Origin of the sequence: Sphingomonas sp. MA1305, assembly GCF_016107325.1 — a bacterium.
GTDB lineage: Bacteria > Pseudomonadota > Alphaproteobacteria > Sphingomonadales > Sphingomonadaceae > Sphingomonas.
Window position 1 is genome coordinate 172,426 of sequence record NZ_RCVT01000001.1, and the last position, 17,913, is coordinate 190,338.

Below are 17,913 nucleotides of genomic sequence, written 5' to 3' on the forward strand. Positions count from 1 at the left end.
CCCACATGAAATGGACGGCGCGGTCGTCGCAAGATGATCCGCCAATACGTTTCGATACGACAATGGGAGACAAGCACATGTTGAAATATGCTTTGCTCGCCGGCGCGATGACGATTGCTGCGCCAGCGATGGCGCAGACTGCGACAACTCAGTCGCAGGCGCAGCCGGGGCGCCAGCCGATGGCCACCGCACCGGCGACGACTGTGCCGGACCAGACGACATCACAGCTCGCCCAGCCGGCGACGCAGCCGGCGGATACCGCCACCCCGGCCGAACAGGCGGCGCAGGTGCAGTCGGCACCGCAGTCGGCGACCTCGCCGGGGACGGACAGCGCGGCGACCGCCACCGCATCGGCAGCCGCCACGCCGGCCAGCGGAGCGACCCAGGTCGCGACGATCGTCGACACCGAATTCCCGAGCTATGACGGGAACAAGGACGGGCAGCTGACCAAGGTCGAATTCGACAATTGGATGGTCAAGCTGAAGCAGGCGAGCGATCCGGCGACCACCGCCGATGCCCCCGCGACGAAAAAGTGGCTGGGCGCGGCCTTCACCCAGGCCGACAAGGATCGGAACAAGGAGATCAGCAAGGCCGAGCTGATCGGCTTCCTGAGCCAGGGCCAGTCCTGATCCGGTAGCGACAAATGACGAGGGGCCGCCGGAGCGATCCGGCGGCCCCTTTGCTGTTCCGGCTTGCGGTCAGATCAGCCCGGCCGCCCGCAGGCTCGCGTGGCCGGCGGTGCCGATGATGAGATGGTCGTGCACGGCGATGCCGAGCGGCTTGCCGGCCTCCGCGATCGACCGGGTGATCGCGATATCGGCGCGGCTGGGGGAGGGGTCGCCGGAGGGATGGTTGTGCACCAGGATCACCGCCGCCGAGCCGAGCTCGATCGCGCGGCGGATCACCTCGCGGACGTGCACGGCGGTTTCGTCGATCGAGCCTTCGCTCATCACCTCGTCGCGGATCAGCATGTTGCGGGTGTTGAGGTGCAGCACCCGAAAGCGCTCGATGCCGTGATGCGCCATGTCCGCCCGCAGATAGTCGAGCAGCGCCTGCCAGTTGGCGAGCACCGGTCGTGCCGCGACGTCGGCCTGCAGCAGCCGCAGCGCGGCGGCCTGGGCGATCTTGAGCGCCGCGATGCTGCTCTCGCCCATGCCGGCTACGCGCCGCAGCGCTTCGGCATCGGCGGTCAGCGCCCCGCCAATGCCGCCGAACTCACGCAGCAGCGCCTTGGCGAGGGGTTTGGTGTCGCGGCGCGGGATCGCGAGGCCAAGCAGATATTCGATCAGCTCATAATCCTGCAACGCCTCGCCGCCGTGGCCGAGCAGGCGTGCGCGCAGGCGGGATCGATGCCCGGCATTATCGTACGACCGGTCGGTCATGGCCCGTCAAACTAGAGCCCGGCCGGGGTGGACGCAATTGCATCGCCACGGCGGACCGGCCTATGGAAGCGGCATGGATGAGCCCGGCGACGACGCGGAACAGGCAGCGCGCGTCGCCCGGCGGCGGCCCATCCCGCGGTTCGGGCGCGGCGGTCGGATCGCGCTGGCGGTCGCCCTGGTCGCCCTGGCGGCGCTGATCGCGCTGTGGATCGGGCGCAAGCCGATCGCCGGCCATGTCATCGACCGCGAACTCGCCAGGCGGGGCGTCGCCGCGCGCTATACGATCGGCGACCTCGGCTTCGGGGCGCAGCGGCTGACCGATGTCATCATCGGCGATCCGGCCGATCCCGATCTGGTCGCCGACTGGATCGAAACCGACACGGGCTTCGGATTGAACGGACCGCGCCTCGTCAAGCTGCGCGCCGGCCATGTCCGCGTCCGCGGGCGATGGCAGGACGGCCGGATCACGCTCGGCGAGCTGGACAAATTGATGGGGCCGCCATCGGGCAAGCCGTTCGCTCTGCCGGCGATGCGCGTCGACATCGCCGATGCGCGGATGCGGCTGGAGACGCCGGCCGGTCCGGTGGGCTTGCGCCTGAGCGGCGAGGGGCGGATCGACGACGGTTTCGACGGTCGCTTTGCCGCGGTCGCGCCGGGTCTGGCGGTCGCGGGCTGCGACGTGCGCGGACTCGCCGCGGCGCTGCACGTCACCACCACCGACGGTGCGCCGCGCTTTGCGGGTCCGGTGCGCGCGGCGCAGGGTAGCTGCGGCAATGTGGCGCTGGCCGATGCCGGGCTCGACGTGGATGCGGCGCTGTCCGCCCGCCTCGACCATTGGCAAGGCAGCGCACGGCTGGCGAGCGGCGCGGTGCGCGGCCCCGGTGTGGCGGCGACGGCGGCGCAGGGGCGGCTCGACTTAGCAGGCAACGCCGCCGCTACCGCCGGCCATGTCGCCCTGGCGGCGGTGCAGGTCCGCACCGCGCCGGGTGCCGCGGCACGGCTGACCGTGGACGGTGACTATCGGATCGGCGCGACGCAGAGCTTCGCCGGTCGCCTCGCGGTCGAGGGTGCACGCGCCGATCGTCGCCTGCCGGACATGACGGCCGCCACTGCTTCGACGCCGCTCGCCCCGCTCGCGCGGCGGATGGACTTTGCGCTTCGGCAGGCGGCACGCAGCTTCGCGGCGCGCGCGACGATCCGCGCCGAACGCAGCCCGGACGATACCCGGATCACACTGACCGACGCCGAGCTGACCGCGGCAAGCGGTGCCCGACTCCGTCTGACCAGCGGCGACGGCATCGGCTATGCGCGCCGCGCCCCGCTCAGCGGCGCGGCCCAGCTCGCGCTGGCGGGCGGCGGTCTGCCCACGGTCACCGCCGATGTCGCACGTCGCCGGCCCGACGCGACGTTGCAGGCGCAGATCGCGGTCGCACCCTATGCGGTCGAGGATGCGCGGCTCGCGCTGACGCCGATCCGGCTCGCGCTGCAGGACGGCGGCGCGCTGCGGCTGACCACCCGGGCGCAGTTGTCCGGTCCGCTCGCCGGGAGCGGCCGGGTCGATGGGCTGACCGTGCCGGTCGACCTGCGCCGCGATGGCTGGGGCGCGATCGTCATCAACCCCGGCTGCACCCCGCTGGCGCTGCGCCGGCTGGTGCTGTCCGGCCTGACCCTCGATCCGGTCGCGACCCGCGTCTGCGCGCCAGGCGAGGGGCTGGTCCGCAGTGTCGGCGGCCGGATCGACGGCGGGGCGCGGCTCGGCACCACCCATCTGACCGGCCGGCTTGGTGGCACGCCGCTCGACCTTGCCGCGACGGGCGCGACGCTCGGCCTCGGCGACCGCGGGTTCACCGTCGCCGGCCTGGCAGTGCGGCTGGGCAGCGCCGAACGGGTGACGCGGATCGACATCGCCGATCTTGCCGGACGGGTCACGGACGGTGGGGTCGCCGGCACCTTCGCCGGCGGCGCGGGGCAGATCGGCGCGGTGCCGCTGCTGCTCGGCGAGGCCGCGGGCGACTGGCGGTTCCGTGGCGGCGTGCTGGCGCTGACCGGCGCGCTGACCGTACGCGACGCTGCCGACGTGCCGCGGTTCAATCCGATGAACGGCCGCGACGTCGCGCTGACCGTGGCGGACGGCGCGATCCGCGCCACCGGCACGCTCGCCGAGCCGACCACCGGCACCCGCGTCGCCGACGTCGTCATCGCGCATCGATTGAGCACCGGCGAAGGCCGCGCCGACCTGACCGTGCCCGGCATCACCTTTGCCAAGACCTTCCAGCCCGATCTGCTCACCACCCTGACCAAGGGCGTCGTCGCGGATGTCGACGGCGTCGTGACGGGGGAGGGGCATATCGCCTGGAGCGCCGCCGGTGTCACCTCGACCGGGCAATTTGCGACGACCGGCCTGAACCTCGCCGCGGCCCTCGGCCCGGTCACCGGCATCACCACCACGATCCACTTCACCGATCTGCTCGCGTTGGAAAGCGCGCCGGGGCAGGTGGCGACGATCAAGACGGTCAATCCCGGCATCGCCGTCAACGACGGTACGATCCGCTACCAGACGCTCGCCGGCAGCCGCGTGCGCGTCGAATCCGGCACCTGGCCGTTCGCCGGTGGGCAGTTGACCCTGCTGCCGACGACGCTCGATTTCTCCACCGATCAGCCGCGCCGCATGACCTTTCGCATCCGCGGTGCCGCGGCGGACCAGTTCCTGCAGCAGTTCGACTTCAAGAACCTCGACGCCACCGGCATCTTCGACGGCGAGCTGCCGATGGTATTCGACACCACCGGCGGGCGGATCGAGGGTGGCCATCTGACGGTGCGGGAGGGCGGCGGCGGCCTCGCCTATGTCGGCGAGCTTACGCAGAAGGATCTGGGCTTCTGGGGCAATCTCGCCTTCCAGGCGCTGCGTTCGTTGCGCTACCGCAGCCTGACGATCACGATGAACGGGCCGCTGGCAGGCGAGATGGTGACGCAGGTCCGCTTCGCCGGCGTGACGCAGGGCAAGGGCGCCAAGTCGAACTTCCTGATCCGCCGGCTGCAGCGCCTGCCGTTCGTGTTCAACGTGCAGATCAAGGCGCCCTTCCGCGGGCTGCTCGATTCGGCGCAGTCCTTCTACGACCCCAGCCGGCTGATCCAGCGCAACCTGCCCGCGCTGCTCGAGGAACAACGCAAACAGGGCATTCAGCCCCCCGCAAGCGAGACCGTGCCATGAGCGTAACAGCATTGACGAAACGGCGAAGGATGACGACTTCCATCGCGATGAAGGGTTGGGCCGCGATCGGGCTGGCGATGGGGACGGGCGCGTGCGTCAACGTCACCGCGCCGGACAAGCCGATCGAGATCAACCTCAACATCGCGGTCACGCAGCAGGTGGTGTACCGCCTCGACGGCGAGGCGAAGTCGCTGATCCAGCAGAACCCTGGGGGTATTTTCTGATGAACACGATCCTGAAGGTTGCCGGCCTGGCGGCTCTCGCCGGCCTTTCGGTGCAGGCCGCGGCGCAGCGCGACCCCGCCTATGCCGCCGCGCGCGAGGCGAAGCAGGTCGGCGAACAGCCAGACGGCTATCTCGGCGTGGTGAGCGGCGGCCCGGCGATCCAGGCGCTGGTCCGCGACATCAACATCAAGCGCAAGGCGGCCTATACGCAGAGTGCGCAGGCGAACGGGTCGACGGTGGAGCAATTCGCCTTCACCACCGGCTGCAACCTCGTCGCGCGCGTGCCGGTCGGCGAGATGTACAAGACGCCGTCGGGCCAGTGGAAGGAGAACACCGGCACGCCGGAGATCGACCCGCGCTGCAAGTGATGGGGCGGGGCGGGACGACCGCCCGACCCGTCATCCCCGCGAAAGCGGGGATCCAGACGTGCAGGTCTCACGTAGACCACGCCGTCAGCGTCTCTGGGTCACCGCCGCCGCCGGAATAAAGGAAACGGCCGCGACAACGGGCCGCATTCCCGTTCATCCCCGCGTAACAATCGCGAGCGGTTGACACCCCAAGGTGCCTTATCTAGACGCATCCGTGCCTTGGCGGGATCGCTCGCCGATCGTGCGCAATCCTCCCCCGGCCGATGAAGATTGGGTTGAGGATGGCGCATGGCGGATGAGGGTCCGGGACAGGACTTCGGCAGCACGGCGGAAGATCCGCGGCTTTCCGCGCTCGACGAGCGGCTACGGGAAGCCCGGCATCAGGAAGCGGTGCGGACGGGTCAGGCGGCACCCAATGCGGATGCGGGCTATTCGCTCGGCAACCGGGTGCTGGCGGCCCTGATCGGCAGTCTCGTCGGTTCGGCGCTGATCGGCTGGTGTATCGACCGCTGGTTCGGCACGACCCCTTGGGCGCTGATCGTGATGCTGTTCCTCGGAATAGCGGTCGCGTTCAGGCAGATCATACGGATCACTGGCACGCGCCCGGAGTAAACCGGGCGTTTGTCATATTGGGAAGGCGAGCAACAGCACGTGGCGGCAGAGACGGGCAGCAAGATCGATCCGATGCACCAGTTCCTGATCGAACCTCTGTTCGGTCGGCACTGGATCGTCGCGGGGCACGATCTGTCCTTCACCAACTCCGCGCTGTGGATGGTGATCACCCTGGCCAGCCTGTGGCTGTTCATGCTCGGCGGCATGAAGCGCCAGCTGGTGCCCGGCCGCTGGCAGGCCGCGGTCGAAGGCTTCACCGGCTTCGTCCAGAACATGCTGACCTCGAACATCGGGCCGGAGGGCAAGCGCTTCGTCCCCTATGTCTTCTCGCTGTTCATGTTCATCCTGTTCGCCAACATCTGGGGCCTGACCCCGGTCGGCGTGGTGCCGGGCTGGCATCCGTTCACGATCACCAGCCACCTGACGGTCACCGGCGTGCTGGCGATCATCAGCTTTTCGATCGTGCTGATCGTCGGCTTCGGCAAGCACGGCTTCCACTTCTTCAGCCTGTTCGTGCCGCACGGCACGCCGCCGCTGATGATCCCGCTGATCTTCGTCGTCGAGCTGATGAGCTTCCTGGTGCGCCCCTTCAGCCTCGGCCTGCGACTGTTCGTCGCGATGACCGCGGGGCACATCCTGCTGAAAGTGCTCGCCGCCTTCGTCATCAACGGCATCAACTTCGGCCCCGGCTATGTCGCGCTGATCTCGCTGCCCAGCTTCCTGCTGATGATCGGCATCACGCTGCTCGAGCTGCTGGTCGCCGCCATCCAGGCCTATGTCTTCGCGCTGCTGACGAGCGTCTATCTGAACGACGCCGTCAACCTGCACTGAGTTTTCGTACCCTACCAACGTTTTGAACTGGAGTGATTGAAATGGACGCAGAAGCCGCTCGCATGCTGGGTGCCGGTCTGGCCGCCATCGGTATGGGCCTCGCCTCGCTCGGCGTGGGCAACGTGTTCGCCAAGTTCCTCGAGGGCGCGCTGCGCAACCCGGGTGCGGCGGACAGCCAGCAGGGCCGTCTGTTCATCGGTTTCGCGGGCGCCGAGCTGCTCGGCCTGCTCGCCTTCGTGACGATGATCATCCTGGTGTTCGTCGCCAAGTAATGTCGTCGGCGGGCGGTGCGTGACGCCACGCGCCGCCGGCCACGAGAGGACGCCATGCCCCAGATAGCCCAGCTCTCCGCCACCTACGCCTCGCAGATCTTCTGGCTGCTCGTCACCTTCGGCATCCTGTATTTCGGGATCGGCAAGATGATGGTGCCCAGGGTCATCGCGACCGTGGACGCGCGCGAGGCGCAGATCGCCGGCGATCTCGCCGCGGCGGAACAGGCGCGTCTGGCCGCCGACCAGACCGAGGCGGCATGGCGTGCCGAAATGGATGCGGCGCGCAGCGCGGCGCAGGCGGAGACCACTGCGGCCAAGGCGCGCGCCGCCAAGGCGGCGGAAAGCCAGGTCCATGCCGTCGACGCCGAGCTGGCCGAACGGCTGGCGCATCATGACCTCGCCGTCGGCAATGCCAAGGCGCAGGCGATGCTGAACCTGCAGTCGGTCGCGGCGGAAGTCGCGCAGGATCTGGTCGCCAAGGTCGCCGGCGTCCAGGTCAGCATCGAAGCCGCCGCCGATGCGGTCCGCCGGAGCAACGCCCATGGCTAATGCCGCCACGATGGATCGTGCGGATGCGTCGATCCAGGCCAACCTCAACGACGCGGCGTCGGCGCAGGGGCTCCAGCCCCGCGACATCCGCGATGCCAGCGCGCTGACCAACGGCGTCGCCGAGCCCGACGCGCATCATGTCGAGGAGCCGACCGCGCTCGGCTTCAACACCACCGGCTGGGTCGGCATCGCCGCGCTGGTCGTGCTGATCGGCATGATCGTCGCCAAGGTGCCGGGCAAGATCGGCGCCTCGCTCGACGGCAAGATCGCCGCGATCCGCCGGCAGCTCGACGAGGCCAAGGCGCTGCGCGCCGAGGCGGAGCGGCTGCGCAACGAATATGAGGCCAAGGCCAAGGCCGCCGAGGCGGATGCCGCGACCATGCGCAGCCACGCGCAGCAGGAAGCGAACCAGATCATCGCCAAGGCGAAGCAGGATGCGGAGGAGCTGATGGCCCGCCGCACCAAGCGCGCCGAGGACAAGATCGCCGCCGCCGAACGCCAGGCGATCGCCGAGGTCCGCGCGCTCGCCGCCGACAGCGCCGCCAAGGCCGCCGCCACGCTGATCGCGGAACATGTCGACGGCAACGCCGACAAGGCGATGGTCGACCGCGCCATCGCCGGACTCGGTCGCCCCCACTGATCCGACCTGCGCCCCTGCCTCGTGCAGGAGCCTGACACCCTACCGGAGCCGCTAGCGGCTCCGGGTTTTCTGCATCGGCAGGATCATGCCGCCGCACGGCGGTGACTTCTTAACCCTGCGCCGTCTCTTCCCGGGTTTCCGACGGCGCCCAACGGTCAACGAGCCCGCAGCAAGGAGACATCCTCCATGTCCTGGGCCATTCTCGCCGTCGCCGTCGTCACCGAGATCTGCTGGGCGCTCAGCCTGAAATGGGCCGCGACGCTTGCCACCTGGCAGGCATCCAGCGTTCCGATCATCCTGTCCTTCGTCAACATGGGCCTGCTCGCGCTGGCGATGCGCGGACTGCCCGCCGGAACGGCCTATGCGGTCTGGACGGGGCTGGGCGCGGTCGGCGTGATCATCGGCGGCGTCATCTTCTTCGGCGACAAGGTCAGCCTGATCCAGGCCTGCTTCATGGCACTGACCGTGATCGGCGTCGTCGGCACCAAGCTGTTCGGCCAGGCGTGAAGGCATGAGGAGCGCGGCACGGTGCCGCACACCCACCGTCACCCCGGACCTGTTCCGGGGTCCACGCTGCGGCTGGGTGTGGCCTCCGCTGCTCTTGCCGGGCGCTTGCGGCCCGGTGGACCCCCGGAACAGGTCCGGGGTGACGGGGTGGGCTTGGTGATGGTACATGTTCCCCGCGCGTCGTGACGCGAGGTGAGGTGTTGCCGATGATCCTGCTGTCGCTCTTGCTTGTCGCCGCCCAGGCGCCGCAATCCTCCACCGCCGCCGATCGGGCGGGCAAGTTCTCGCTCGACCTGCCCGCCGACGACACGGTGATCGCGCCCGCCGACCCGAAAACTGCCGATCCCAAGCCCGCCGGCGTGCCGCCGGCCGACCCTGCGCCGGTCACACGCCCGACGACGACTCACTTCTCGCTCGACACGCCGATCGCCGATCTGCTCGCCGATCCGGGGGCCAGGGCGGTGCTCGACAAGGACATGCCGGGGCTCAGCACCGACGACAATCTGCCCAAGTTCAGCGCGCTGTCGTTACGCCGTCTGGCGCCATTGAGCGGCGGACAAATGACCGCCGATCTGATGGGCAAGCTGGCCTATGACCTCGCCGCGCTCGGCGGTGGCGCGCCGCCGCCGGGAGCGAAGAAGCCGACCGGTCCGGTGGTCGGCCGCTAGGCCACGCAACGGGAGTGACGGCACAGACCTTTCGCCAAGACTCCCAGACTCCTACATGGGCGCCATGTCCGGCTACGGCCCCCCCGATCGCTTCAACGAAGAACGCGCCACCTTCACCGTCCGCGGTACCGACACGCCCGATCTCGACGCGGGCGTGGCGGCGATCCGCAATGTCCTCAAGACCTTGCCCGCCCGTTCCGGCGTCTACCGGATGCAGGATGCCAAGGGTGACGTGCTGTATGTCGGCAAGGCGCGCTCGCTGAAGCAGCGCGTCGCCAATTACACGCAGATCAACGGGCTGCCGAAGCGCCTGCAGCGCATGGTGTCGCAGACGCGGTCGATGACCATCGTCACGACCAACAACGAGGCGGAGGCGCTGCTGCTCGAGGCGCAGCTGATCAAAAGCTTTCGTCCCGCCTACAACGTGCTGCTGCGCGACGACAAAAGCTTCCCCTTCATCCTGCTGCGCACCGACCACGATTTTCCACGCGTCCAGAAGCATCGCGGCGCGCGTCGCGCGCCGGGCAATTACTACGGCCCGTTCGCCAGCGCGGGCAGCGTCAACAACACGCTCAACGCGCTGCAGAAGCTGTTCCTGCTGCGCTCGTGCACCGACAGTTTCTTCAAGACGCGCGACCGGCCCTGCCTGCTCTATCAGATCAAGCGCTGCTCGGCGCCCTGCGTCGGCCGTATCGACACGGAAGGCTACAAGGAACTCGTCGACGATTGCCGCGACTTCCTGGCCGGCAAGTCGACCAAGGTGCAGGCCAAACTCGGCACGCAGATGCAGGCCGCGGCGGAAAATATGGATTTCGAGCTGGCCGCGCTGCTCCGCGACCGGCTCAAGGCGCTGACCTTCGTCCAGGGCACGCAGGCGATCAACGCCGAGGGGGTCGGCGATGCCGACGTCTTCGCGCTGGCGTGCAAGGACGGGGTGATCGGCATCCAGGCCTTCTTCATCCGCGGCGGCCAGAATTGGGGCCATCGCAGCTTCTTCCCCGCCCACACCGCGGAGGTGCCGGAGGACGAGGTGATGGTCAGCTTCATGACCCAGTTCTACGAGGAGGTGCCGCCGCCGCGCACCATCCTGGTCGACCGCGAACTCGCCGAGGGCACGCTGCTGATGGAGGCGCTCGGCGAGCGTGCCGGCTACAAGGTCGCGATCTCCGTTCCCCAGCGCGGCGACCGCCGCCGGCTGATGGACCAGGCCAAGCGCAATGCGATCGAGGCGCTGGAACGCCGGCTCGCGGAAAGCACGACGCAGGCGCGGCTGTTGCGCGAGGTGGCTGAGCTGTTCGGGCTGGATGGGCCACCCGACCGGATCGAAATCTACGACAACAGCCATATCCAGGGCAGCAACGCGCTGGGCGCGATGGTCGTCGCCGGCCCCGAGGGCTTCCGCAAGGGACAGTATCGCAAGTTCAACATCAAGGGGAATGAGGCGGCGACCAACGACGATTTCGGCATGATGCGCGAGGTGTTCCGCCGCCGCTTCGCGCGTCAGCTGGAGGAAGCGCCAGACCGCGACGACGGCACCTGGCCGGACCTCGTGCTGATCGACGGCGGCCGCGGCCAGCTCAACGCCGCCAAGGCGGTGCTGGAGGATCTCGGCATCGAGGACGTCTGTCTGGTCGGTATCGCCAAGGGGCCGCATCACGGCCGCGAGGGGCGCGAGGTCTTTCACCTGCTCGACGGGCGGGAATTCCAGCTGCCGGTCAACGCGCCGGTGCTCTTCTACCTCCAGCGGCTACGCGACGAGGTCCACCGCTTCGTCATCGGCGCGCATCGCGACAAGCGTGCCAAGGCGATCGGCGCCAGCCCGCTCGACGAGGTGCCGGGCATCGGTCCGGCGCGCAAGAAGGCGCTGCTGATGCATTTCGGCACGGCGCGGGCGGTGCGCAATGCGAGCCTGGAGGACCTGCGCAAGGCGCCCGGCGTGTCGACCTCGGTGGCGCAGCAGGTCTACGACTTCTACCACGCGCGTTAGCGCGGGGCGCGGTCGCCCCACTTCGCGCGATCAGCGCAGCTTGGCGATCGACAGTCCGTCCGCCTTGGCGCGGTCCTTGATCGACTCCTCGCTGCGCGTCATCGCCTTGGCGATCGCCTTCAGGGCCATGCCCTTTTTCGCCAGCGTGTGCAGCTTCTGCACCTCATCCGGCGTCCAGGGCTGACGGTGACGTTCGAAGCGTTCGGCCATGGGACATGCTAGCCCGGCCGGTGGTCGAGGTCACGGCTTTTCAACGGGGTGGCGGCCCGGGTGCTCGCCCGCTGCGGTAATTTGACCCATGGAGCCTGGCTCGATTATTGAGCCTGCATGGCCTATCCGATCCATCGATACCGGGCCTTCGCCGATCTGACTCCGCAAGAAGAGGCGCATCTTGCGGCGCTCGGCGATCCGGAGGTGTTCCGCCCGAAGGGTGAGACCTTCCAGATGGAAGGCGACCCTCTCCACGGCTTCTACCTCCACACCCACGGCTGGATCGCCTCGTCGATCACGCTGCCCAGCGGCAAGCGCCTCATCCAGAAGCTGCATCTTCCCGGCGACATGCTGGCGACGCCCAGCATGGCGCTGACGGCGGCGGCCGACACCCTGACCGCGGTCACCGACGCGGCGACCGCCTTTGTCCCCTACGAACGCTTCGGCCAGTTATTCACTTCGGCGCCACGTCTGGCAGCACTGTTCACCATTGCGGTGCAGATGGAGCGATTGTCGTTGATGGACGCGCTGGCGGTACAGGGCACCGCCTCTGCCAGGGAGCAGCTCGCGCGCCTGTTCCTCGACCTGCATGCGCGGCTCTGCCCGCTCGGCCTGGTCGACGATGACGGGTTCGACTTGCCGCTGACCCAGGAGACGCTCGGGGACTTGCTCGGCATGACCAACGTTCACGTCAACCGAACGCTGCGGGCCCTTGAAGACGCAGGAATGATCGCCCGTCGCGGCCGCCGGCTGGCACTGCTCGATATGGCGGCACTCCGCCGATTGTCGCCGCTGCCGCCCCGCCGCCCGCAATTCCAGCCGTCATGGCTGCCACCCGTCGGCCAGCCGATCCCGAACGGCTAGTCGCGGGGCGCGACCGGCACCGTCTCCACCGCCACATGCAGCGGGGCGCTGCGCCGCTCCCCCGCGTCGACGTCCTCGACCGTGCAGACGATCGATTGCGTGCCGCCCACGGTGCCGAGCGTCTCGACCGCGACCTGCGCTGCGGCCTGGATCGTATCCCGGAGCGCATTGTCGATCGAACGATAATGACCTTCCGCATGATCGCGCGTCTGACCGTCGTCGAGGATCACCGAAAAGATACGCATCGCCACACTATCCGTCAGAAACCGATCCATGTCACGGCGAAGATGATTGCGGAAAGTCAGACCGTACGACTGACTTGTGCATTGATCGGCATCAAGATTCCATCCGCTCAGTCCAAGGTTTTCGTTGCCGGCGCTGGGGCCGGGCGGGTGTCCGATCGACGCAGAACGGTGACGATTATTACCGTCCCGCAACATTAACGGCGATCAAAGCCAGCCGTTGCAATGCAGGTTAAACCGGTTCGGCGATCTGCGTGGAGGAGGGCTGTATGGCCGATCAAGATGGCACGGCGTCACTACGACCATTCCTGCACCGATTGGACCGGTTGATCCCGTTGGCGGACGATGATCGCGCGGCGATCGACCAGCTGCACTTTCAGGCGATCCGGTTCGCCCGGCATCGGGACGTGATTCAGAAGGGCGAGCGGCCGCCGTATCTCTATGCGGTGCTCGATGGGTGGGCGGCCCGCTACAGCCTGCGGCCGGACGGCACCCGCCGCATCACCGGTTTCCTGCTGCCCGGCGACTTCTGCGGCATCCACGCCGTTTGTCACGCGCCGATGGACCATGCCATTCTGGCGCTGACCGAATGTACGCTGGCGCGGGTGGACTTGGCTGAGGTCGAAAGCCTGGTCGCTGCACGTCCGGTGCTGGGACGCGCCTTGTGGTACGCCAAGCTGGTCGACGAGGCGATGCTGCGCACGTGGCTGCTCAATTCGTCGGATGCGTTTCGCACCTTGGCGCACCTGCTCTGCGAATTCGACGCCCGTCTCCATTCTGACGCACCCGTCGGCCCGCGCCGCTTCCCTTTGCCGATCACGCAGGAGCATCTCGGCGACGCGCTCGGCCTGACCAGCGTCCATATCAACCGCGTGCTGCGCCAGCTTCGCGAGGCCGAACTGGTCGAGATCATGCAGGGGCATCTGACGATCCGCGACGTCGGCGCGCTGCGCCGCGCGGCGGCGTTCGACGCCAGCTATCTCCATTGGGGCGACGCAGCGGGCGAGGCGGCACGCTGACCCGGCGGGGACCATCGCTGCACTGCCAGGGGCGGCAGGCAGTAAAAGCGCTGTCCTACAAGCCTGCAAGACGCTAGGCTCGTCGCATTGCGGCGACTCCTGCCCGTCCGGGTTCCTGCCGGCGGGCGGACACTGCATACGCGTGAACTTTGTCAGCTTTCGCTGCCGGTCGGCCCAAGTCCTCCGCTTCGTCATTTGTTCACGGCTGGTTGCTAGAGCGAGCCGATGCCGACCTCTGTCTTCCTGACGATCGACACCGAATTCGCGTGGCGCCATCATGTCGCCGGTCTCGATCTCGACACGGTCTATGCCCGCTCGGTCGAGCCGGCCGGCGTCGGCCTCAGCTATCAGCTCGACATGCTCGCGCGACACGGGCTGAAGGCTTGCTTCTTCGTCGACCCGATGCCGGCGGTGATCACCGGCCTCGCGCCCATCCGCCGCATGGTCGAGACCATCCTTGCCGCCGGGCAGGAGGTGCAGCTCCACCTCCACCCGCATTGGACCGGCGCTTCGCTGGTCGAACGGCGCGCAGGGGCGTCGCGCGGCCAGCTGCACGAATATGATCGCGGCGAGCAACGCGACCTGATCTCAGGGGCGACCGATCTGCTCGTCGCCGCGGGGGCGCCGCCGCCCGTCGCCTTTCGCGCCGGCAGCTACGCGGCGAATGCGGACACGCCGGCAGTGCTCGCCGAGCTCGGCTTCCGCTACGACAGCAGCCACAATGGCGCAGAGCCGGCGGACAGTCGCATCGGTCTACCCGCCGACCAAATCGCCCCGCTCGACCTCGGCGTGGTCGAGGTGCCGGTGACGGTGATCGCCGAAGCTCCGGGCCGCTACCGCCATTTTCAGCTCTGCGCCCTGTCGGCGGGGGAGGCCGCCGCCGCGCTCGATCATGCCGCGGCGGAGGATCATGCGGCGGTGACGATCGTCAGCCACGGCTTCGAGCTGGCCAACCGGCTCGGCACCCGCGCCAACGGCGTTCACGTCCGTCGCTTCGCGGCGCTGTGCCAGGCGCTGGACGACCGACGAGACCGCCTGCCCACCGCGCATTTTGCCGATCTGCCCGCCCTGCCACTCGATCGGAACGACCGTCCGCTCGCCCCGCATGGAGTGCGCCGGCGCTGGCGACAGGCGGAGCAGCTCTGGTCCAACTGGGTCGCCGAGCGCGCCTGATGACGGTGGCCGCCCTCAAGTTCCAGGTCGGCGCGCGGACGATCGCCACCGTGCCGCGGCGGCTGACGCGCGTGCCGCTGACGCTGATCCAGGCGATGGCGGGCATCGCCCCGCAGCTGCCGCCGCCACAGGACGACGGCTATCTCGTCACCTCGCTGGCGGCGAACGCGCTCGCCGGCGTGAGCGGTGCCGGCCTGATCGCCGCGGTGCGTCAGCGCTATACGCGCTACTACACCGATCTGACGATCGGTCACGACACCTGGCTGGCCGGACTGTCGGGGCAGGCGCGCTCGACGCTGAAGCGCAAGGCGAAGAAGGCGGCGGCGCTGGGTGTCGAGATCCGCGCCTATCGCACGCCGGCCGAGTTCGACGTCTTTCACCCGCTTGCGCGGCAGGTGTCGGCGACGACCTATCAGGAGCGGCTGCTCGACACCGGCCTGCCGATCGACCCGACTCAGCTACGCGCCGCCGCGGCGCGCGACGATCTGCGCGCCTGGCTGCTGCTGCTCGACGGCCGGCCGGTCGCCTATCTCTGCTGCACGGCGGAGGGCGAGACGCTGCTGTACATGCACGTCGGTCACGATCCGGCGCACGGCGATCTGTCGCCGGGCAGCGTCCTGCATGCCGCCGCGATGCGCGAACTGTTCGCCGACCGCTTCCGCTGGTTCGACTTCACCGAGGGCGAGGGGCAGCACAAGCGCCAGTTCGCCAGCGGTGGTGTCGCCTGCGTCGACCTGCTGCTGCTCCGCCCGACCCTCGCCAATCGCGCGACGCTGGCCGCGCTGGCCGGGTTCGATGGTGCGGTGGCGCTGGCCAAGCGGGCCAGCGGCCATCCCGCCGTCGCCCGCGCCGTGCGCCGAATCCGCCGCTAGGGCTGCAACGGCGGCAGCGGCCCCGTCGGATCGTCGAGTGGGATCGCGACGCGGCCGGTCTTGTCGGGCTTCTTGGCGAAGGCCGACTTGGCCGCCTTGGCCAGCGCCGCCACCATCGGCACGATCGGCGGCCCGAAGCCGACGGTGCAGCCGGCCATTCGCGCGCCGCAGGGGGTGGCTTGCAGGGCCAGCGCCTGCTTCGGCGACAGATCGGGATTGGCACCGCGCCCGCTGGCCGACGGCTCGGTATCGGGTAGCTCGGGCAGCTTCTCGCCGTTCGCGCAGACGACGATGTCGCCCTTTTCATCCTTGGCCCCGCACGGCGGTTTGGTCAGGATCGACCAGCTCTGCGACCCGTCGGCCTTGGTCTGCGGCACGGCGGGCGCGGCGGCCTGCAAGGCCAGGGCGAGCAGGATCATGGCGCCAGCGGCCGGTAGGTCGCGCCGGTCACGGCGCCGGTCGAGCTGACCGTGACACCGGTCATGCCGCCGCCGACCAGAAACGGGCTGAGGTCCTTGACCGGGTTCGACCGCGCGAGCAGCCGCTCGCGTTCGGCCGGCACCGTCTCATGGCGCGGGTCGCCGGGCTCGTGGACCAGGATCGGCACGCGGAACCGGTCGGCATTGCGGCGGCCGCAAACGGTGATGTCGGTACGATCGCGATCGTAGGTGCATTTCTGGTCGAGGATCGGCCTGATCGGCGGGGCCGGCGCGGCGGTCGACGCGGCCTGGATCAGCAACAGCGCAATCAGCATCGGCCACTCCCACCGATCATCGGTCGGCTGCGATCCTTGCGAAGCAATGTGGCCAAATCAAGCCGTGATCGGCGCTACCCCGAGTCGCGGGATTTCGATCGCCGGACAGCGGTCCATCACCACCTGCAGACCCGCCGCTTCGGCACGCGCCGCCGCTTCGTGGTTGATCACGCCGAGTTGCAGCCATACCGCCTTGGCGCCGATCGCGATCGCCTCGTCCACCGCTATCCCGGCCGCCTCCGGTCGCCGGAAGATGTCGACGATGTCGATCGGATCGCCGAGCTGTGCCAGCTCGCGGAACACGAACTCGCCGTGGACGTGCTCGCCGGTGATCTGCGGATTGACCGGGATGACGCGATAGCCGTGCCGCTGCAGCATTGCCATTACGCCGTAAGAGGGGCGGTCGGGGCGATCCGAGGCGCCGACCATCGCGATCGTGCGGGCGTTCTCGAGCAGGGTCCTGATCGCGGCATCGTCGGTCAACGGCATGGGCGGGTCTCCGGTTAATCGGAGACTATACCGACGCCGCGTAAGCCGGTTCCCCGGCGTGGGCGGCGGGTCAGTGCGCCGCCAGCCACGCCGCCACGCGTTCCGCGATCGGCGCGAACACGCGATCGTCCGCATCCGCCGCCGGCGGCTTGCCGGCGTCGGAGGCGACGCGGATGTCGATCGCCAGCGGCACCCGGCCGAGGAACGGCAGGCCGAGCTTCGCTGCCGTCGCCTCCGCGCCGCCTTGGCCGAAGGGGTCGGACACCTCGCCGCAATGCGGGCAGGCGTAACCCGCCATATTCTCGACCAGCCCGATCACCGGCACGCCCGCCTTGTCGAACAGGTCGATCGCGCGCGTCGCATCGATCAGCGCCAGGTCCTGCGGCGTCGAGACGATCACCGCGCCGGCCGGCTTGTACTTCTGCACCATGGTCAGTTGCACGTCCCCGGTGCCCGGTGGCAGGTCGAGCACCAACGTGTCGGTCGCGCCCCAGTCCGCCTCGACCAATTGGCCGAGCGCGCCCGCCGCCATCGGTCCGCGCCAGGCGAGCGCCCGGCCGGGTTCGACCAATTGCCCCATCGACAGCATCGGCACGCCATAAGGGGTCGGGACGGGGTCGAGCACCTTGTCCTTGGCGGTCGGCCTGACGCCCTCTGCCGCCATCAGCCGCGGCTGCGACGGACCGTAGATATCGGCATCGACCAGTCCGACGCGGCGGCCGTGGCGGGAAAGGGCGATCGCCAGATTGGCGGCGAGCGTCGACTTGCCGACGCCGCCCTTGCCGCTCGCCACCGCGACCAGTCGCCGCTGCACGCGTTCCGCGGTGACGACGACGCGCAGTTCGCCGGTCCAGCCCGCCGCGGCGGCGCGTACCGCCGCCTCCAGCGCGTCCCGTGCGGCCGCGTCCAGCCCGGTCGCGTCCAGCACGATACCGGCGCGCACGCCCTCGATCCGGAGCGTCGCGCGCCCGCCCGCCACGCCGTCGATCGCCTGCTTCAAGCCGTTCTGGTCCATATCTGGGCAGCAGATAGGCCGCAT

At 69.0% G+C, this 17,913-nt stretch carries 23 protein-coding genes; 16 read left to right on the forward strand and 7 right to left on the reverse strand.

The annotated features are described in order from the left end of the window. Positions 1-77: 77 nt before the first annotated feature. On the forward strand, positions 78-629 hold the full coding sequence (locus D9601_RS00780) for an EF-hand domain-containing protein (protein ID WP_198352040.1): 552 nt from the start codon (positions 78-80) through the stop codon (positions 627-629). Between the two features lie 69 nt (positions 630-698). Here D9601_RS00780 and radC read toward each other — a convergent pair whose 3' ends face one another. Beyond that, positions 699-1,382 carry a RadC family protein gene (gene radC, locus D9601_RS00785; protein ID WP_198352041.1) on the reverse strand — a complete coding sequence of 228 codons (684 nt, stop codon included), beginning with the start codon at positions 1,380-1,382 and terminating at the stop codon, positions 699-701. A gap of 73 nt (positions 1,383-1,455) precedes the next feature. On the opposite strand from radC, the gene D9601_RS00790 reads away from it, so the two are divergent. From D9601_RS00790 to uvrC, 11 genes are all read left to right on the forward strand, one after another. Continuing rightward, positions 1,456-4,593 carry an intermembrane phospholipid transport protein YdbH family protein gene (locus D9601_RS00790; RefSeq protein WP_198352042.1) on the forward strand — a complete coding sequence of 1,046 codons (3,138 nt, stop codon included), beginning with the start codon at positions 1,456-1,458 and terminating at the stop codon, positions 4,591-4,593. Positions 4,594-4,622: 29 nt separating this feature from the next. Continuing rightward, entirely contained in the window at positions 4,623-4,817 is a 195-nt protein-coding gene (locus tag D9601_RS00795; RefSeq protein WP_232473762.1) for a YnbE family lipoprotein, read from the forward strand. Next, positions 4,817-5,185: a YdbL family protein gene (locus D9601_RS00800; protein WP_198352044.1), complete on the forward strand. Its 369-nt coding sequence runs from the start codon at positions 4,817-4,819 to the stop codon at positions 5,183-5,185. Before D9601_RS00795 ends, D9601_RS00800 begins: the two co-directional genes overlap by 1 nt. 288 nt (positions 5,186-5,473) lie before the next feature. Next, on the forward strand, positions 5,474-5,797 hold the full coding sequence (locus D9601_RS00805; protein ID WP_198352045.1) for an AtpZ/AtpI family protein: 324 nt from the start codon (positions 5,474-5,476) through the stop codon (positions 5,795-5,797). Positions 5,798-5,836: 39 nt separating this feature from the next. Beyond that, positions 5,837-6,628, forward strand: coding sequence for a F0F1 ATP synthase subunit A (locus tag D9601_RS00810; RefSeq protein WP_198352046.1), 792 nt, complete (start codon positions 5,837-5,839; stop codon positions 6,626-6,628). Positions 6,629-6,669: 41 nt separating this feature from the next. Next, complete coding sequence (locus tag D9601_RS00815) at positions 6,670-6,900, forward strand: F0F1 ATP synthase subunit C (RefSeq protein ID WP_115378701.1); 231 nt, start codon at positions 6,670-6,672, stop codon at positions 6,898-6,900. Between the two features lie 54 nt (positions 6,901-6,954). Next, complete coding sequence (locus tag D9601_RS00820) at positions 6,955-7,449, forward strand: F0F1 ATP synthase subunit B family protein (RefSeq protein WP_198352047.1); 495 nt, start codon at positions 6,955-6,957, stop codon at positions 7,447-7,449. Beyond that, complete coding sequence (locus D9601_RS00825) at positions 7,442-8,089, forward strand: F0F1 ATP synthase subunit B family protein (protein WP_198352048.1); 648 nt, start codon at positions 7,442-7,444, stop codon at positions 8,087-8,089. The genes D9601_RS00820 and D9601_RS00825 overlap by 8 nt, the downstream gene beginning before the upstream one ends. A 186-nt stretch (positions 8,090-8,275) precedes the next feature. Next, the gene (locus tag D9601_RS00830) at positions 8,276-8,596 is read left to right on the forward strand and encodes a DMT family transporter (protein ID WP_198352049.1); all 321 of its coding nucleotides are present in this window, start codon (positions 8,276-8,278) and stop codon (positions 8,594-8,596) included. A 206-nt stretch (positions 8,597-8,802) separates the two neighbouring features. Next, complete coding sequence (locus D9601_RS00835) at positions 8,803-9,264, forward strand: hypothetical protein (RefSeq protein ID WP_198352050.1); 462 nt, start codon at positions 8,803-8,805, stop codon at positions 9,262-9,264. Positions 9,265-9,328: 64 nt separating this feature from the next. Continuing rightward, complete coding sequence (uvrC, locus tag D9601_RS00840; protein WP_443024686.1) at positions 9,329-11,251, forward strand: excinuclease ABC subunit UvrC; 1,923 nt, start codon at positions 9,329-9,331, stop codon at positions 11,249-11,251. Between the two features lie 30 nt (positions 11,252-11,281). Here uvrC and D9601_RS00845 read toward each other — a convergent pair whose 3' ends face one another. Then, positions 11,282-11,461: a hypothetical protein gene (locus tag D9601_RS00845; protein ID WP_198352052.1), complete on the reverse strand. Its 180-nt coding sequence runs from the start codon at positions 11,459-11,461 to the stop codon at positions 11,282-11,284. Positions 11,462-11,578: 117 nt separating this feature from the next. Between D9601_RS00845 and D9601_RS00850 the strand changes: the two genes are divergently transcribed. Continuing rightward, positions 11,579-12,325 (forward strand): Crp/Fnr family transcriptional regulator, encoded by a 747-nt coding sequence (locus D9601_RS00850; RefSeq protein ID WP_198352053.1) that lies wholly within the window; start codon positions 11,579-11,581, stop codon positions 12,323-12,325. Here D9601_RS00850 and D9601_RS00855 read toward each other — a convergent pair. Next, positions 12,322-12,570, reverse strand: coding sequence for a hypothetical protein (locus tag D9601_RS00855; RefSeq protein WP_198352054.1), 249 nt, complete (start codon positions 12,568-12,570; stop codon positions 12,322-12,324). The two genes, D9601_RS00850 and D9601_RS00855, sit on opposite strands and share 4 nt — an antisense overlap. Before the next feature lie 266 nt (positions 12,571-12,836). Between D9601_RS00855 and D9601_RS00860 the strand changes: the two genes are divergently transcribed. From D9601_RS00860 to D9601_RS00870, 3 genes are all read left to right on the forward strand, one after another. Continuing rightward, positions 12,837-13,586: a Crp/Fnr family transcriptional regulator gene (locus D9601_RS00860; RefSeq protein WP_198352055.1), complete on the forward strand. Its 750-nt coding sequence runs from the start codon at positions 12,837-12,839 to the stop codon at positions 13,584-13,586. A gap of 225 nt (positions 13,587-13,811) precedes the next feature. Continuing rightward, a complete protein-coding gene (locus D9601_RS00865; RefSeq protein WP_198352056.1) occupies positions 13,812-14,759 on the forward strand; it encodes a polysaccharide deacetylase family protein in 948 nt (315 codons plus the stop codon). After that, a complete protein-coding gene (locus tag D9601_RS00870; RefSeq protein ID WP_198352057.1) occupies positions 14,759-15,631 on the forward strand; it encodes a GNAT family N-acetyltransferase in 873 nt (290 codons plus the stop codon). The genes D9601_RS00865 and D9601_RS00870 overlap by 1 nt, the downstream gene beginning before the upstream one ends. On the opposite strand, the gene D9601_RS00875 is transcribed toward D9601_RS00870, so the two are convergent. The 4 genes from D9601_RS00875 to D9601_RS00890 all read right to left on the reverse strand — a co-directional run bounded on the left by D9601_RS00875 (position 15,628) and on the right by D9601_RS00890 (position 17,889). Beyond that, positions 15,628-16,050 (reverse strand): hypothetical protein, encoded by a 423-nt coding sequence (locus D9601_RS00875; protein WP_198352058.1) that lies wholly within the window; start codon positions 16,048-16,050, stop codon positions 15,628-15,630. The two genes, D9601_RS00870 and D9601_RS00875, sit on opposite strands and share 4 nt — an antisense overlap. Continuing rightward, positions 16,047-16,385 carry a hypothetical protein gene (locus D9601_RS00880; RefSeq protein WP_198352059.1) on the reverse strand — a complete coding sequence of 113 codons (339 nt, stop codon included), beginning with the start codon at positions 16,383-16,385 and terminating at the stop codon, positions 16,047-16,049. Before D9601_RS00880 ends, D9601_RS00875 begins: the two co-directional genes overlap by 4 nt. Positions 16,386-16,442: 57 nt before the next feature. Beyond that, positions 16,443-16,874 (reverse strand): CoA-binding protein, encoded by a 432-nt coding sequence (locus tag D9601_RS00885; protein ID WP_198352060.1) that lies wholly within the window; start codon positions 16,872-16,874, stop codon positions 16,443-16,445. 70 nt (positions 16,875-16,944) lie between these two features. Then, the gene (locus tag D9601_RS00890; protein WP_198352061.1) at positions 16,945-17,889 is read right to left on the reverse strand and encodes an Mrp/NBP35 family ATP-binding protein; all 945 of its coding nucleotides are present in this window, start codon (positions 17,887-17,889) and stop codon (positions 16,945-16,947) included. Positions 17,890-17,913: the final 24 nt, after the last annotated feature.